The organism is Pseudomonas sp. MN1F (genome assembly GCF_009391885.1).
Classification (GTDB): domain Bacteria; phylum Pseudomonadota; class Gammaproteobacteria; order Pseudomonadales; family Pseudomonadaceae; genus Aquipseudomonas.
On record NZ_VZII01000023.1, the window covers coordinates 85,893 to 103,488 of the forward strand.

The 17,596-nt window shown below is 68.0% G+C and carries 5 protein-coding genes; all 5 read right to left on the reverse strand.

Annotated elements, in window-relative coordinates; genetic code table 11:
* Window positions 1–96 precede the first annotated feature (96 nt).
* A complete protein-coding gene (locus tag F6X59_RS13170) occupies window positions 97–996 on the reverse strand; it encodes a chemotaxis protein (RefSeq protein ID WP_152956603.1) in 900 nt (299 codons plus the stop codon).
* Between the two features lie 213 nt (window positions 997–1,209).
* Window positions 1,210–2,394, reverse strand: a complete 1,185-nt coding sequence (locus F6X59_RS13175; RefSeq protein ID WP_152956604.1) for an HlyD family type I secretion periplasmic adaptor subunit — start codon at window positions 2,392–2,394, stop codon at window positions 1,210–1,212.
* The gene (locus F6X59_RS13180; RefSeq protein ID WP_152956605.1) at window positions 2,391–4,559 is read right to left on the reverse strand and encodes a type I secretion system permease/ATPase; all 2,169 of its coding nucleotides are present in this window, start codon (window positions 4,557–4,559) and stop codon (window positions 2,391–2,393) included. Before F6X59_RS13180 ends, F6X59_RS13175 begins: the two co-directional genes overlap by 4 nt.
* Window positions 4,556–5,989, reverse strand: coding sequence for a TolC family outer membrane protein (locus tag F6X59_RS13185; RefSeq protein WP_372240377.1), 1,434 nt, complete (start codon window positions 5,987–5,989; stop codon window positions 4,556–4,558). The genes F6X59_RS13180 and F6X59_RS13185 overlap by 4 nt, the downstream gene beginning before the upstream one ends.
* Before the next feature lie 63 nt (window positions 5,990–6,052).
* The gene (locus F6X59_RS13190; protein ID WP_152956606.1) at window positions 6,053–17,548 is read right to left on the reverse strand and encodes a BapA/Bap/LapF family large adhesin; all 11,496 of its coding nucleotides are present in this window, start codon (window positions 17,546–17,548) and stop codon (window positions 6,053–6,055) included.
* Window positions 17,549–17,596 lie beyond the last annotated feature (48 nt).

Sequence of the window (17,596 nt, forward strand, 5' to 3'; positions counted from 1 at the left end):
GCGGTTCCGGCAATTGATCCGAGGGGCGCGAATTATGCCCGAGTCATCCCTGGCGGTAAGCCAGGGAGTTTGTCGCTGAATATAACAACACGCGCTTCAGCGCTCGGCAAACACCACGGTCCGCGCCGCCGTCACCAGGCAGTCGGTCAGGTCGGGCGAGGAGAACTTGGTGAGGATGGCATTGGCCCCGGCCAGCTTGGCCTTCTCGCTGCTCATGGCACTGTCCAGCGAGGTGTGCAGCAGTATGTAGAGATGCTGAAAGTCCGGGGTCTCGCGCAGGGTGCGGGTGAAGGCGTAGCCGTCCATCTCGGACATTTCGATGTCCGAGACGATGATGTTGATCTCTTGCGCGGTGCCCTGCAGCTCCAGCAACACGTTCATCGCATCCTTGGCACTGCGCGCCGTGTGGCATTCGATACCGAGGTTGCGCAGGGTGTGCACCGACTGCTGCAGCGCCACCTGACTGTCGTCGACCACCAGGATGTTGGCGGCGGCCAGCAGGCTGGCGTCTTCTTCGCTCAGCTCACCCGACTGTGGCTCCGGCTCGGGCGGGGCGATGCCGTGGATGACCTTTTCGATGTCCAGCACTTGCACCAGGGTGTTGTCGACCCGGGTCACGCCGGTGATGAACGAGCGGTTACCCGAGCCAAACGGCGGCGGCTTGATGTCGGTGCTCAGGCAATGGACGATGCGGCTCACCGCCTGCACATGCAAGCCCTGGCGCGAGCGGCTGATCTCGGTGACGATCAGGCAGCCACCGTCCGGGTCGGCCAGCGGGCGCTCGCCGATGGCCCGGGACAGGTCGATCACCGACAACGAGTTGCCGCGCAGGGTCGCCACGCCTTTCACGTGGGGGTGCGACTCGGGCAGCTTGGTCAGTGGCGGGCAGGGGATGATCTCGCTGACCTTGAGCAGGTTGATTGCCATCAGCTTGCCGCTGCGCAGGGTGAACAGCAGCAGCGACAGCGCGTCCGCGCGGGCATTTTGCGTGGCCATGGTGACCTTCGTGGGAAACGGGGGATGCCAGGTTATCGGCCTGACTGCGCTGCTCTTTAGTCGGTGTGCGCTGTATTTGTAGGAGCCGCGCTTGCCGGCGATGGGCCGCGAAGCGGCCCCAGGATTTCAGGTTGTTGCATAAATTGCCGGGGCCGCTTTGCGGCCCATCGCCGGCAAGCGCGGCTCCCACAGGGCTCTGTGCTGCCTTTGAGGTCAGCGTTCGCGCAGGGCCTCGCGGGCGCGGTTCAGCGGTTTGATCAGGTAATCGAGGATGGTCTTCTCGCCAGTGCGGATATCCACCGTGGCAATCATCCCCGGCACAATGGCGAAGTGCTTGCCGGCCTTGTTGGTCAGGCTGTCCTGTTCGGTGCGGATGAACACCCGGTAGTAGTAGATCTCCGGTTTCACCTCATCCTGCAGGGTATCCGGCGATATCCCCACGACCTTGCCTTCCAGCCCGCCATACACCGAGTAGTCATAGGCACTGATCTTGACCTTGGCTGCCTGGTCGGGGTGGATGAAGGCGATGTCCCGTGGGGCGATGCGGGTTTCGATCAGCAGGCGCTCATCCATCGGCACGATCTTCATCACTTGCCCGCCAGGCTGCACCACGCCGCCCAGGGTGTTGACCTCGATATCCTTGACGATGCCGCGTACCGGCGAACGCAGGGTCAGGCGCGTCAGCGAATCGCTGCGCCCGCGGATCACTTCCGACAGGCTGTCGGCCTCGGCACTGGCCTTGGCCAGTTCTTCGCGTGCGCGCACCAGGTACTCGGAGCGGGCTTCGTTGGCCTTGAGTTCCAGCTCCGAACGCTGGCGGTTCAAGCGGATCACTTCGACCCGGCTGGAGGCGCCCATCTTGGCCAGGTTCTCGGTGATCTTCAGCTCCGCGCGCACCAGCCGCAGCGAATCCTCGATGCCGGCCAAGGTCTGCTCCAGGCCACGGCGGCGGGTCTCGTACAGCGCCGTCTCGGCGTCGATCAGCTCGGGCGAATCACGCAGGCTTTCAGGGAAGCTCAGCGGCTTGCCGGTGACCTCGGCACGCAGGCGCGCCACGCTGGCCTTGGCTGCACGGTATTTGGCTTCGCTTTCGCCAACGCTGGAAGCGGTCTTGGTCGGGTCGAGCTGGGCGAGCACCTGGCCGCGTTCCACCAGGTCGCCTTCGGCCACGTTCATCTCGGCAACGATGCCGCCTTCGAACGACTGGATCACCTGCTCGCGTGAACTGGGAATCACCTTGCCGGTGCCGGTGGACACCTCGGTCACCTCGAACCACGCCGCCCAGGCCAGGAACGCCGCGAGCATGAGTGCGCAAATGGTGATGATGCGGCCGGCGCGCAGCACGGCCTGGTCGTCCTGGCCGTCCAGATACGAGGCGGGGAGTTCGTGGTTGCTCATGCCTGCGCTCCTTGCAGCTTGGCCAGGGCGGCGTCGCGTTGGTCGTCGATGACGATGCGCCCGCCGTCCAGCACGATGATGCGGTCCACACGCTGCAGCACGCTGAGGCGGTGGGTGGCGATCACCAGGGTGCGGCCCTGGCAGAAGCGCTCGAGGTTATCCAGCAGCTTGCGTTCGGTGACGTCGTCGAGCGAGGCGGTGGGCTCGTCGAGCAGCAGCACCTGCGGTTGGCGAACCAGCAAACGGGCGAGCACCAGGGCCTGGCGCTGCCCGCCGGACAGGCCCTGGCCGCCTTCGAGGATCAGGTGGTCGAGGCCTTTGGGCAGGTGGCGGACGAATTCCAGCGCGCCGGTGGCGGCCAGCGCGGCCACCAGTTCCTGGTCGCTGGCCTGGCCGGCGTCGAGGGTGAGGTTTTCCCGCAGGGTGCCGTGGAACAGCCGGGCGTACTGGGCCAGCAGGCCGACGTCACGGCGCAGGTCGGCCGGGTCGAGGTGGGCCAGGGCGATGCCGTCGAGGCTGACCTCGCCCTGGCTCAGGTCCATGGCACCGCCCAGTGCCTGCAGCAGGGTCGATTTGCCGGCGCCGTTGCGCCCGAGCACGGCGATGCGCTCACCGGGCTGTATGACGAGCTGGGCGATGTTCAGCACGGGAGGCGCTTCCGGGCTGTAACGGAAGTTGGCCTGGCGCAGCACATATTCGCCACGGATCGCCGGCAGGTGCACGCGGGCCTCGCCTTCGGGGTGGTCGACCGGCGCCTGCATCAGTTTATCCAGGCCCTCCAGGGCCACCTTGGCCTGCTGCCAGCGGGTCAACACATGGGTCAGCTGCGCCAGCGGCGCCATCATCCGTGACGACAGCATCGAGGCAGCCACCAGGCTACCGGTGGTGAGGTCGCCGGCAATCACCATCGGCGCACCGATCACGATGACCACGGCAAACACCGCGCCCTGCACGTTCTGGGTCCAGGTCACCAGGCCGTTGGTCAGGGTGCGCAGGCGCAGGCTGGAGTGCGCGCAGGCGGCGTTGTACTGGTTCCACTGGCGCTCGAAGCGCGCCTCGGCCTGCAGCGCCTTGATCTCGTCCAGGCCCTGGATGCTCTCAACCAGCATGGCGTTGCGCAGCGACGACTCGCGCATCGAGGCATTGGCCAGTGCCGCCAGCCGCCGCTGCGCCAGCAGCCCTGGGATGACCATGGCCAGCAGCGCCACCAGCGGGATGAACACCAGCACCCCGCCGATCAGCCAGAACACCAGCAGGAATAGCAGGAAGAACGGCAGGTCGGCCAAGGCCGTGGCGGTGCTCGAAGTGATCAGGTCGCGGATCGACTCCAGTTCACGCAGCTGAGAGATGAACGAGCCAGTGGATTTCGGCCGTGCCGAATTACGCAGGCGCAGCGCGTGGCCGTAGACCAGGTCAGACACCCGCAGGTCGGCACGCTTGCCCAGCAGGTCGGTGACCTTCAGCCGCAGCAGGCGCATGCTGAAATCGAACACCAGCGCCAGCACCACGCCCCCGAACAGCACGTAGAGGGTCGGCAGGGACTCGGCGGGGATCACCCGGTCATACACCTGCATCGAAAACAGCACCCCGGCCAGGGCCAGCACGTTGGCCACCAAGGAGGCGACCATCACCTGGCCATACGGGCGCAGGTCGCGCAGCACGATGCGGGTGAACCAGTGGCGATCGTAGGGCGCGGTGTAGTCGTCGGTGCGCACATCGCGCAGTGGCCGTGCCGGGCGCATCAAGGCCACGCGGTTGATGCGCCCTTCGAGCGCTTCGCGGGGCAGGCGCGAGGTCAGGCGCTGGTCACCGGCAAACACCACTGCCAGTTCGTTTTCCTCGGTCACCGCCTCGACCGTGGCCAGCTGGCCATCGTCCAGTTCCAGCACCAGCGGCGTGCGCCATTGGCGCAAGGCCTTGGCGTCGTAGCGCACGAAGCGCAAGGTCAGCCCGGCCTGGCGCGCCATGTGCCGGAGGATTTCATCCAGCGGGCGCGCATCTTCCACCGCTGCCAGGCGGATACGCTGGGGCGAGACGTCCAGGCGGTAGTGGTGGGCGACTTGCAGCATCACTTCCAGCCAGGGGCCGAGATCGGGGCGGTGCACCACCGCCGGCTCCGGGTTCTGCGCCTGACCAGCCTGGCTCAGCTTGACGGTATCGTTCATGGCTCGATTTCCACCCCTTGCAGGTTGCGCCCTTCCAGCCCGAAGGCGGTGCGCAGGGCGCCGGAGTTGTACAGGCAGTCGACGTCCAGGCGCAGCAGGTCGGAACGGGTGCCGGCGAGTTCGAAGCGTGACTGGTAGATCTCCTGCTCGGCGTTGAGCAGGTCGAGCAAGGGCCGGGTGCCCAGGTCCAGGTACTGCCGGCCATACAGCTCGCGGGCTTCCTGGATGCTGGCCTGGCGCGCCTCCAGCGAACTCAGGCGCCGGCCCAGCCCGGAGGTCTGCGCCATGGCTTCGGCCAGGCCGCGGCGGGCTTGCAGGCGCGCGGCGTCTTCGGCGGAATCGGCGGCGCTCAAGGCGTGGCCGGCGGCGCGGCTGCGGGCGCTGATGGCGCCACCCTGGTAGATGGGCACCTCGACATTCAGGTAGATGCCCGCCTGGGTGCGGTCCAGGCTGCGGTTGTCGCGGTTGTAGTCGTTGTCCAGGTAGTGGTTGACCTGCGGTTGCAGCGACAGTGTGGGGTAGGCCTCGGCCTTGGCCTGGGCCAGTTCGGCCTGGGACTGGGCGCGCAAGGCCAGGGCCATCAGCACCGCCGGCAGGCGGTCGCTAGCGCCTGAAGAGCGCTTGCAGGCCTGGTTCAGCTCCGGTGGCGCTTCCTCGGCCAGGGCCGGCGGTGCCACGCGGCCGAGCAGTTCGGCCAGGGTCGAACGCCAGCGTTCGTACTGCGACTGGTATTCCTCGAGGGTGGCGCGGGCGCCTTCCACCCGCGACTCGGCCTGGACCACATCGGAGCGGGTGCTGGCGCCCATGTCGCTGCGCTGGCGGGCCATGCCGGCGATGTCGCCGACGCCACGGATCTGGTCGCGGGCAATCACCATCAGCTGTTCATAGCGGCGGGTTTCGATCCAGGCGTAGGCGGTGTCGCGGGCGAGGTCGTCGACCACCAGCAGGATGTTGGCCTGGGCCCGGGTAGCGGCGGCCTGGGCGGCACTGACGGCATGGTCGACCTTGCCGAAGTCGTAGAGCATCTGCTTCAACGACAGGTTCAATGCCTGGCTGTTGCGGTCACCGCCATAGCCGGAGTCGTAGCCGGTGCGGATACCGCCGGAAATCTGCGGGTAATACCCGGCACGGGCGACGTTGATGCCTTCGCCCTGCTTGTAGAGGTTGCCGACGGCTTCGGCGATGCTCGGGTGCCACTGGGCGGCGGTCAGCACCGCCTCGGCCAGCCCCAGGCGGTCGCCATTGCTGGTGGCCTGGCCTGACGGCGGGCGAGCGGGGATGGCATCGGGCGCATCACGCATCAATGACGGCCCGATGGTGCGCAGTCTGGGGTCTATGTCATCGGCTGCCTGGGCAACCGGGTTGAGGTTCAACACCAGGAGCCCGAAGGCCCCCAGCCACAGCGGTGACAGCGGACTGCGTCGCTTCACGAAATTCCCTTACTGCTGTTCGTCCTTGCCGCCGGGCGCACTGCCCGGCGGATTGCGCCGGCCTCAAACGACATGGATGCTGTTCTGCACCCACAGGTGGTGGCTTGGATCTTCCTGGGCCGTGTACTGGTTATAGTCGATGCCGTCGACGGTCTGGTTGCCGACCAGGGTCCAGTTGTCTGTCATGTGCACCGAATCTTTGTCATCCCCCTTGATGATCAGCGTGTCGTTGCCGGTTTCGGTGATTGCCACCACGTCCGCCAGGTTGAGGGTCAGGGCCACCGCACTGGTGTCGTTGAGGTCGATCACCTCGATGTTGTGGATACGGTCGGCCAGGGTGCCCAGGTCGATGCTGGCATCGCCGCCACCCCACAGCAGGGTGTCGGTACCAATGCCGCCATCGACGCTGGCGAACTGCTGGTCGGCCACTTCGAGGATGTCGTTGCCAGCGCCGCCTTCCAGGGTGATGTGCCCGCCCTGGCTGCCGACCAGGTGGTCGTTGCCGTCGCTACCGGCGAGCACTTCGCTGGACGTGGCGGCCGCCACGCTGGCCACGGTGAGGCTGTCGTCGCTGGTGTCGGCCACCAGTGCGGAGAAGGTAGTGACGCTGGCGGCGTTGTCCAGGTTGACGGTGAGTGTGGCGGTGTCGGTGGTGCCGTTAGGGTGGGTCAGTTCGTAGGTGAAGGTGTCGTGCTGGCCGATCACCGCCGAGGTCAGCCCGCTGTTGAGGGTGTAGGTGTAGCTGCCGTCCGCATGCACCAGCAGCGTGCCGTAGGTGCCGGCCACACTGACCCCGTTGTAGCCTGGGATGGTGTAGGTGCCAGCGGCCGTCAGCACGCTCAGCACGGTCAATGCCGAACCCAGGTTGTCGGTACCGGCCGGGTCGGTGATCAGGTTGCCGCTGGCCACCGTGGCGCTGCTGACCACGAACTCGGTGAGGTGCGTGGTGGTGGTATTGAGGCTGGTGGTGATCGAACTGGCCAGGCCGATGCCACCGGCGCTGACCACGATGTGGTAGGTGCCTGCGCCCTGGTTCTGGAAGGTATAGCCGGCGCCGCCACCGAGCAGGCTGATCAGCGAGCTGCCGCTGACCGTCTGCACCACGTCGTACTGACCGGTGCTGGTGTTGAGCTTGAGCAGTTGGATGGTGGTGCCGTTGAGCAGGCTCAGCAGATTGGTGGAGTTGACCACCACTTGCAGGTTGGCTGTGGTGTCGGCGGCCACCGTAGTGGTGTAGGTGGCCGAGCGCGAGCCGATCAGTGGCAGATTCAGTGAGCCTAGGGTAGCGCTGCTGCTGTCGACCCGGTTGCCCAGGGTGATGTGGCTGCTGTCGACGTCGTTGACCGCATCCACCACCGTGGCCGGCGCGCCGAGGTTGCTGTTGTTCCAGGTCTCCGTGGCTTGTGGGCTGTCGATGCGCACGTAGAGGTTGGCCGTAGAGGTCAGCCCGTTCGGGTGCACCAGCTCGTAGCTGAACACATCCACCTTGCCGACGCTCGCCGGGCTGCCGTTGGGGGTGTAGGTGTAGCTGCCGTCGGCATGGATCACCAGGGTGCCGTACTGGCCCTGCACCGTGGTGCCCGCGCCGCTGGCTGCGGTCACGTAGGTGCCGTTGATCAGTACCTTCAGCACGGCGCCGCTGTCCGGGCCGAGGGCGTCGACCGCGCCATTGGTGCCCGGGTCGGTGATGACGTTGCCCGAGGTGGCGGTGCCGGTGCCCGTGAACTGGGTCAGGCTGGTGGCTTCGATGTCCAGGCTGGTGGTGACCTGGGTCACCAGGCCAATGCCGCCGCTGGCCACGGTCAGGCGGTAGTCGCCTGCCTGCAGCTTGCCGATGTCGACCTGGAGCCCCAGCGGCAGCACGATCAGGTCGAGCAGCCCCTGGGTGTTGCCGGTGGCGATGGTGACCCAGGCACCGCTGGCGTCTTTTACCTGCAGGGTGAAGGTGGAGTTGTTGAGCAGTGCCAGCACGCTGTTGGTGGTCAGCGTCAGGGTCGGGTCGACCGTGGTGCCGGGCGCCACCGTCCAGGTGTAGGTCTTGCTGAAGCCCGACAACAGGGTGGTGAAGCTGTCGGTGTAGGTGGTGGTGGCGGTGACCGGCGCCAGGTTGACGGTGGCGGTGGCCAGGTTGTTGCTGGCGACTACCGGGGCGTTGGCATCGACGTCGGGCGCGGTGATGTTGACGTTGCCGGAGACGTTGCTGCGTGGGTCGGTCAAGGTCACCGACAGCACCTGGCCGTTGTCCTGGGCCGGGCTCAGGGTGACAGTGAAGGTGCCGTTGGCCTGCACCACGGCGGTTTGCAGCACGGTGCCGCTGGCGCTGCGCACGGTGACCGTGGCGCCGACCTCGCCGGTGCCGGTGAGGGTGGTGCCGTCGGCGCTGATCACCAGGTTGCTGGCGTTGGCCGGTGGGGTGAGGTCCGGGGCGGTCAGCGCCGTGGCGGTGGAGGTGTTGCCTGCGGCGTCAGTGAGGGTGACGGTCAGTGCCTGGAAGTTGATTTGCGCCGTGCTCAGGCTGACCACGTACTGGCCGTTGCTGCCCACCGTGGCGGTGCCGAGCACGGTGCCGGCACTGTTGCGCACGGTGACCGTGCTGCCGATTTCGCCAGAGCCGCTGACCGAGGTGCCATTGGCGTTGATGGCGGCCACCGGCGCGGCTGGCGGGCTGGTGTCGGGCGCGGTGATGCCGGTACTGCCAGACACGTTGTTGCCGGCGTCAGTCTGGCGCACGACCAGGGCCTGGCCGTTGTTCTGGGTGCTGGTCAGGGTGACGCTGAAGGTGCCGTCGCCCTGCACGATGGCGGAGCCGAGCGAACCACCCGGGCCTTGCACGGTCACGGTGGCACCCGGCTCGCCGTTACCGGTGAGCACGGTGCCCGCGCCATTGATTGCCAGGTTGGTCGGTGCCAGTGGCGCCTGGGTGTCGGGCGCGGTGTAGCTGGTGGCGCCGGAAACGTTTTGCGCGGCGTCGGCCTGGGTCAGGCTCAGTACCTGACCGTTGAGCTGGGCACTGCTGAGGTTGATGCTGAACGCCCCGGCGCCATTGACCAGGCCGCTGCCGAGGATGTTGCCGCCGGCATCGCGCACGGTCACCGTGGCGCCGGCTTCACCGGTACCGCTGAGCACCAGGCCGTTGGCCGACAGCGCGCTGACCACCGGGTTGGCCGGTGGAGTGATGTCGGCGGCGGTGACGAATACCGGTTGCGACTCACCCCCCAGCAGCGACACCGAAGTCACCGACAAATGTTGCCCGTTGAGCTGGGCGGCGCTCAGGGTGATGGAGAAACCACCGTTGAGGATGTTGGCCGAGCCGCTGCCAATCAGGTTGCCCGCGGCGTCATAGACACGGATGGAGGTGCCGGTGGCGGCGGTCCCCGTGAGGGTCAGGCCGTCGGCGGCCAGTGTCACGCTGATGGGGGGCTCCGGTGGCGGCACCAGTGGCGTGACGTAGGTCGCCACGGCCGAGGTGTTGTTGGCGGCGTCGGTCTGGGTCACGGCCAGGGAGGCGACCGACCCGGGTGCCGGTTGCAGGTTGATCGAGAAGTTGCCGCCGGCGTCCACCAGGCCGGTGCCTATTACCACGCCGCCGAAGCTGACGGTCACGCGGGCGCCGGCTTCGCCGCGCCCGGTGAGGATGTCGTAGGTGTTGTTGACGGCGAGGTTGGTCACGGCCGCAGGCGGTGAGGTGTCGGCGGTCTGGTACTGGGCGGGCGTCGAGGTGTTGCCGGCGCTGTCGGTGGCGATCACGGTCAGCAGCTGGCCGTTGTTCTGCGCCGCGTTCAGGGTCACGGTGAAGTTACCGCCCGCTGGCACGGTGACGGTACCGACCACGGTGCCGGCCGGATCGCGCACGCTGATGATGCTGCCCACCTCACCGGTGCCGCTGAGTAATGTGCCGTTGCCGGTCAGGTTGAGGTTGGCGGGCTGCGTCGGTGGGGTCAGGTCGGGCGCGGTCAGCTGCAGCGGTGCAGATGGGTTGCCGGTGGCGTCCTGGGCAATGACGCTGAGCACTTGGCCGTTGATTTGCGCTGAAGTCAGGTTGAGTACGAAGGTGCCGTCAGGGTCGATGGTGCCCTGGCCGAGCATATTGCCCTGGCTGTCCATCACGGTGACGCGCGCTCCGGCCTCACCGGTGCCCACCAGCTGGGTGCCGCTGGCGTTGAGGCTGGCGACTACCGTGGCCGGTGGCGTGCTGTCGATGGCGGTGACGGTACTGATTGGCGAGACGTTGCCGCTGGCGTCCGCCAGGGTCACTTGCAGGGTCTGGCCGTTGAGCTGGGCTGGGCTGAGGTTGACCACGAAGGTGCCGTTGGGCCCGACCGTGGCGGTGCCGATTTCGGTAGTGCCGGCGAACACGCGCACGGTGCTGCCGACTTCGCCGGTACCGCCGAGCTGGTCACCTGCCGCATTGAGGTGCAGGTTGGTGGCTGCGGCCGGCGGGGTGAGGTCCGGTGCGTTGAGCGTGACCGGCTCGCTGATGTTGCCGGGTGGGTCGGCCTGCTGCACCGACAGCACCTGCTGGTTGACCTGCGCGGGGCTCAGTTCGACACGGAAGCTGCCATCGGCGAGCACCACGGTGGTGCCCAGCACCACGCCGGCGGTGTTGGTCACGGTGACTGTCGCACCGGGCTCGCCCGAGCCGCTGACCACGCTGCCGTTGGCATTGATCACCACGTTGGTGAGGATGTCTGGCGGCGTGAAGTCAGGTGTCTGCAGGGTGGCGGCTGGCGACACGGTACCGGCGCCGTCGGTCTGGGTGAAGCTGAGCACTTCGGCGTTGCCCAGGGCCGGGTTGAGGGTCAGGGTGAAGTAGCCGCTGGCATCGACCAGGGCCGTGCCGATCTGCTGGCCGGCCGGGCTGGTCACGATTACCGTGGCGCCGGCTTCGCCTCGCCCGGTGATGGTCGCACCATCGCTGGAGATGGCCAGTTCGCTGGGCGCATCAGGGGGGGTGGTGTCGGGTGCGGTGATGGCGCTGGCGCTGGACTGGTTGCCGGCGGCATCGGTCAGCACCACCTGCACCGCCTGGCCGTTGGCCTGTGGCGGGTTGAGGGTGACCTGGAAGCTGCCGTTGCTCATCACCGTGGCGGTGCCCAGCACGGTGCCGTCGGCCGCGACGACTTTCACCGTGGTATTGGCTTCGCCGGTACCGTTGAGCAGGCTGCCGCCACTGGCGAATGCCAGGTTGGCTGGCGCATTCGGTGCAGTGGTGTCAGGCGCGGTCAGGCTGACGCTGTTGGACTCGTTGCCGGCAGCGTCGGTTTGCGCGGCGCTGAGCCGTTCGCCGTTGACCTGGGCGGCGGCGAGGTTGACGCTGAAGTTGCCATTGGCGCCCACCACGGCGGTGCCCAGATTGGCCCCGCCGAAACCGAGCACGGTCACCGTGGCACCTGGTTCGCCATGGCCGGTGAGCACCAGACCATCGTTGGACAGCACCAGGTTGGTCAGCGCTTGCGGCGCAGTGGTGTCCGGTGCCTGCAGGTCGGCCGGCAGGGAGGCGCTGCCATCGGTCCCTACGGCGCTGACTTGCAACAGCTCGCCGTTGGCCTGGGCGCTGCCGAGGTTGACGGTGAAGGTGCCGTCGTTGCCGACCGGGGCGGAGCCCAGCAGCACACCGCCGGCGCCGTAGACGTTGACCGTGCTGCCTGGCGCGGCGCTGCCGGTGACGACCAGGCCATCGGCGGACAGCACCAGGTTGTCGGGTGCGTCTGGCGCCAGCGCACCGGGTGCAGTGACGCTTTGGGCTGGCGAGGCATTTTGCGCAGCGTCAGTCTGCACCACGCTGAGGCTTGCGCCCGTCGTGGCGGCCGGTGCAAGGCTGACCGTGAAGCGACCATCGTTGCCCACCGTGGCGGTGCCGAGCGACGAACCGTCCGGGGCGCGTACGGTGACCGTTGCGCCCGCTTCGCCGGTCCCCATCAACGTGGTGCCGTCGGCGGATACCGCCAGGTTGGCGACTGCTGCTGGTGCTGTGGTGTCGGCAGCGGTGTACGACGCTGCGGGCGATACGTTGCCTGCTGCATCGGTGGCCGTGACGTGCAAGGTCTGGCCGTTGGTCTGGGCACTGTTCAGGGTGACCTGGAAGGTGCCGTTGCTGTTGGCCACGACGGTGCCGAGCAGATTGCCCGCGGCGTCGCGCACGGTCACCGTGCTGCCGGCCTCGGCACTGCCGCTCAGTTGCAGGCCGCTGCCGGCCAGGGCCAGGGCGGTGGGCGCCGCGGGTGGGGTATGGTCGGGGGCGGTCACAGCGACGGCGGCAGAGGTGTTGTTGCCAGCGTCGGTCTGGGTCACGCTCAGGCGCTCGGCGTTGAGCTGCGCACTGGTGAGGTTGAGGGTGAAGCTGCCGTTGGCGGCCACCAGGCCGGTGCCGATGATGGTGCCGTCAGGGCCACGCACGGTCACCGAGGCGCCGGCTTCACCCAGGCCGGTGAGGGTCAGGCCGTTGTTGTTGAGCACTACGTTGGTCAGCGCCGCCGGGGCACTGAGGTCGCTGGTGACGACAGTGACTGCTGGCGAGGTGTTGCCCGCAGCATCCAGCTGGGTCACGCCGAGCGCCTGGCCGGTGGCCTGCGAGGTCGCGAAGGTGACCGTGAAGCGCCCGTCGGCACCCACGGTGGCGCTGCCCAGCACGGCGCCGCTGGCATCGCGCACCTGCACCGTGGCACCGACTTCACCGCTGCCGGACAGCTGCCGGCCATCGTTGCTGAGCGCTGGGTTGGTAATGGCTGCCGGTGGCGTGCGGTCCGGGGTTGCCAGGCTGGCCGGGCCGGACACGTTGCCGGCGGCGTCGCTGAGGGTGACCTGGAGCGTGCTGCCGGTGGTCTGTGCGCTGGGCAGGGTGATCTGGAACTGGCCGCTCTGGTTGACCGTGCCGGTGGCCAATACGGCGCCACTGGCATCGCGCACGGTCACCAGTGCGCCCGCTTCGCCCAGGCCACTGACCACCGTGGCGGCGCTGTTCAGGCTCAGGCCGCTGGCGGCATCCGGGGCTTGCAGGTCAGGCGCCTGCAAGGTGGCGGCCAGCGACACGTTACCGGCGGCGTCGGCCTGGGTAATGGTGAGGTTCTGCGCGTTGGTCTGCGCTGGCACCAGGCTGATGTTGAACAGGCCGTTGCTGCCCACGGTGCCGGTACCTACAAGCGTGCCACTGGCGTCGGTCACCCTCACGGTCGCACCGACTTCACCATGGCCGCTGAGCGTGTTGCCGCTGCGGTTGATGGCCACCTGGGTGGGGGCGTCGGGTGGGGTGGTGTCCGCCGCCACGATGGTGGCAGGCACTGACGGGGTGCCGCTGGACGAATCCCGGGCGGTGACGTTGAGGATCTGGGCGTTGAGCTGGGCATTGGCGAAGAAGATGCGGAAGAAACCGTCGCTGCCGACCGTGCCGGTGCCCAGGGTAGTGCCGCCGGAAGTGACGGTGATCAGTGAGCCGGCGGTGCCTTGGCCGGTCAGCAGGAAGCCGTCGGCGCTGATGGCAAGGTTTGTCGGTGCGGCGAGCTCGCTGCCACTCGGGCCGTTCACGGTGATGGCGGTTTCGTTGTTGCCGGCATCATGGACCACCAGTTGCACGCTGTCGCCAGCGGCCAGCGGTGGGCTGACCTGCACCACGAAGGTACCGTCCGGGCCGACCGTGGCGGTGCCCAGCTCGGTGCTGCCGTCGCGCACGATTACGGTGGTGCCCGGTTCGGCGGTGCCGCTGATGATGCTGCCATCCGGGCTGACCGCAATGCCGCTGGCCGGTGCCGGTGGTGAATTGTCGGCCGCAGTCAAGCTGGTCGGCGCGGTGCCGTTGCCGGCGGCATCGGCGACCACCACGGTCACCGTCTCGCCATTGATCAGGGCCGGGGACAGCGGCACGCTGAAGCTGCCGTCGGGGTTGACCGAGACGGTGGTTTCGACGCCCGTCGGGCTGAGCACGGTGACGGAAGCCGCGCCGGGCGCGTTGCCGGTCAGTGTCAGGCCATCGGCGCTGATCGCCAGGCCTGTGGGGAGGGCAGGCGGGGTGAGATCCGGTGCGGTCGCCTGGCCGGCACTGGAGGCATGGCCCTCGGGATCGGTCTGGGTCACGTCGAGGGTCTGGCCGTCCAACTGCGGCGGGTTCAGCGACACGCTGAAGCTGCCACTGGCCGGCACCACTACGCTGCCCAGCAGGTCGCCAGCGGCGTTGCGCACTTGCACGGTGGCACCCGCTTCACCGGTACCTTGCACCTGGGTGCCGTCGGCGCTGACCTGCAACCCGCCCGGGGTGGCCGGGGCGCTGCTGTCGGCGGCGGTGAACGGCGCCGATGGCGAGGCGTTGCCAGCGGCATCGGTGAGTACCACCGATACGGTTTCGCCGCGGGTCTGGGCGGGTGTCAGGGTGATGCTGAAGGTGCCGTCGTCCTCGACCACACCGCTGCCGAGCAACTGCCCGGCAGTATCGCGCACCTGCACGGTGGCACCGGCTTCGCCCTGGCCCGTGAGGGTGATGCCATCGCCACTGAGCCCGAGGCCTTGGGCAGGGGCTGGCGCTTCGCGGTCGCTGGCGGTCAGGGTGTTGGCGGGGGAGGGATTGCCAGCACCGTCGGTCTGCACCACCGTCAGCAGCTGGCCGTTGAGTTGCGGCGGGGCGAGGGTGATGCGGAAGCTACCGTCGGCCTCGACCACGGCAGTGCCCAGCACCGCGCCGCCGATGCCCGTCACCTGCACTTGCGCGCCGGGCTCGCCGGTGCCGGTCATCACCGTGCCGTCGGCGGACAGCGCCAGCCCGGCAGTGATGGCTGGCGCCTGGGTGTCTGGCGCCGTCAGGTCGACGGCGGCCGAGACGTTGCCGGTCGGGTCGCGTTGCTCGACGGTCAGGGCCTGGCCATTGGCTTGGGTTGGGTTCAGGGTGACCTGGAAGCTGCCGTCGCCGTTGACCACGGCGGTGCCCAGCACAGTGCCGTTCGGGCCGCGCACGGTGACCGTGGCGCCCGGTTCGCCAGTGCCGGTGACGCTGGTGCCGGTACCGTTGATGCTCGGGTTGCTCACGCTCTGCGGTGGCGTGCTGTCGGGGGCGGTGAAGCTGACCGGCCCGGCGCTGTTGCCCAGCGAGTCGGTGGCTTCGACGCTCAGTGCTTCACCGTTGCGCTGGGGCAGGTTGAGGGTGACGTCGAAGTGCCCGTCGGCGGCAACGATGGCCGTACCCAGCACGCTGCCGTCGGCGGCGCGCACGGTGACGATCGAGCCTGCCTGGCCGGAGCCGGTGAGGTGCAGGCCGGTGGCGTCGACGGCCAGCGCCGAAGGTTGTAGCGGGCCATCCAGGTCGGGCGCGGTGAGGGGGGCGGTGGAGCTGTTGCCGGCGGCATCGCGCAGCACCACGTCGAGCGCCTGGCCGTTGACCTGGGCGGGCGACAGCGTGACGGTGAAGTAACCGTTGGCGCCGACCGTGGCGGTGCCCAGCAGCGTGCCTTGGGCATTGGTGACCTGCACGGTGGCGCCGACCTCACCGCGGCCACTGAGGGTGATGCCGTCTGCCGTAAGGCTCAGGTCGCTGGCCGCGCTCGGCGGGGTGATGTCCGGGGCATTGATCTGGCTCGGCAACGAACTGTTGCCGTCGGCGTCGATGGCCACCACGTCGAGCAGTTCGCCATTGGCCTGGGCCGGGGCGAGGGCAATGGTGAAGGTGCCATCGTTACCCACCTGCACGCTGCCGATGAGTGTGCCGTTGGCATCGCGTACCTCCACCAGGCTGCCCACCGGGGCGGTGCCGCTGATGGACGAACCGTCGGCGGCCAGCACCAGCCCGGCAGGGCTTTCTGGCACGGCAACGGCGGGGACGATGACGGTAAGCGCGACCGAGGGGTTGCCGGCAGGGTCGGTCTGTATCAGGGTGATGGACTCTCCGGCGCTGACCGGGCCGTTCAGATCGACCAGGAAGGTGCCGTTGGCTGTCACCACGCCAGTACCAATGACCGTGCCATTGGCGTCACGTACTTCTACCGTGGCACCTGGCTCGCCTCGGCCGGCCACCACCAGGCTACCGGCGCCAATGATGACGTTGCTGATGATCGACGGTGGTGTGGTGTCCGGCACGGTGTAATCCAGCAGTGCCGAACGGTTGCCGGCGGCATCGAACACGCTGATGGCCAGGTGTTCGCCGTCAGTCTGGGCCGCGACGAGGGTGAAGCTGAAGCGGCCATCCGGCCCGACGATGCCGCTGCCGATCAGGGTGCCGTTGGCATCGCGCACTTCCACCCGGGTACCCGCTTCGGCGCTGCCGCTCAGGGTCACGCCATCGACCAGGCTGAGCCCGGTGGGCTGAGCTGGCGGCACCAGGTCCGGTGCGGTCAGCGGGCTTGGCGTCGAGACGTTGCCGGCGGCATCGGTGAGGGTGACCTGCAACGATGAGCCATCGACCACCGGCGAAGTCAGTTGCAAGGTGAAGCTGCCATCGGCTTGAACGGTACCGGTGCCGATCAGTTGACCTTGGTCGTTCAGCACCTTGACGGTGGCACCAACTTCGCCACGGCCCGAGACAGTGCGCCCGTCGGCGCTGACGGCCAGGTTGGTCGGGGCGTTCGGGGGCGTGGTATCGGGTGGGTTCACGACGCTGTCGTGTGGTGCGGTGATGGCGGTGGCGGGGGAGGCGTTGCCGGCCGCGTCGGTGGCAGTCACTTGCAAGGCTTGGCCGTCTGTCTGCGGCGGTTGCAAGGTAACGCTGAACTGGCCGTCGGCACCGGCCACCGCGCTTCCCAATACAGCGCCGTTGGCACCCAGTACCTGCACGGTCGAGCCTGGTTCGGCGCGGCCGGTCAGGGTATTGCCTGGTGCGTTGATCACCAGCTCCGTCGGTGCCGTGGGCGCGGTGAAGTCGGGTGCGGTGACGGCACCGGGCTGCGAGGTGTTGCCGGCAGCATCGGTCAGCGAGACGCCGAGGTTTTCGCCGTTGCCCTGCGGGCTGTTCAGGGCGACATCGAAGCTGCCATCGGCATTCACCGTGCCGCTGCCAATCAGGTTGCCGGCGGCATCGAACACCTTCACCGTGGCACCCGCTTCACCGCGCCCGCTCAGGCGCAGGCCATCAGGCGAGACCAGCAGGTCGATGGGCGTGGCCGGTGCAGTGGTGTCGCCCGGCGCGCTGCCGCCACCGCCACCGCCGCCGCCACCACCACCGTTGTTTGCCGCGGCAGCCACGCCGCCGACACCGAGCAGGCTCAGGCCGGCAATAGCAAAGGTCGAGGTTTCGTTACCGGCGGTGCCGATGCCGGCCACCAGTTCGTCGAGCGAATTCACTTCGTCGAAGGTAAAGCCCGTGAACGCCGTCGCGTCATAGTTGGCGTGCCAGAGGGTGCCGTCTTCGCCGACGAACACCATGTCACTGCCCACACCTGCCTGGTCCACGGCAAAGAAATTGCCGACGGTGACCTTTTCTCCGTTCTTGAGCGTGACGATCAGGTCCTGACTGCGCCGGGTGACGGTCGCCACCTGGTCGGGCGCGACCGGCATCTGCACGACGCCTGGGCTGTTGAGGGTGATGTTGCCCCAGGCATTCTGGGTGGCGACGGCAGATTGCTTGTCGGCGACGACGATGTTGTCCATGAGTGCTCCCTGCTGGATTTCGGTACACAGGACCGTCTTCGCGATCCT

Coding starts and splice junctions, on each gene's coding strand:
- F6X59_RS13170 (WP_152956603.1), bottom strand. CDS start 996: ATGGCCACGCAAAATGCCCGCGCGGACGCGCTGTCGCTGCTGCTGTTC.
- F6X59_RS13175 (WP_152956604.1), bottom strand. CDS start 2,394: ATGAGCAACCACGAACTCCCCGCCTCGTATCTGGACGGCCAGGACGAC.
- F6X59_RS13180 (WP_152956605.1), bottom strand. CDS start 4,559: ATGAACGATACCGTCAAGCTGAGCCAGGCTGGTCAGGCGCAGAACCCG.
- F6X59_RS13190 (WP_152956606.1), bottom strand. CDS start 17,548: ATGGACAACATCGTCGTCGCCGACAAGCAATCTGCCGTCGCCACCCAG.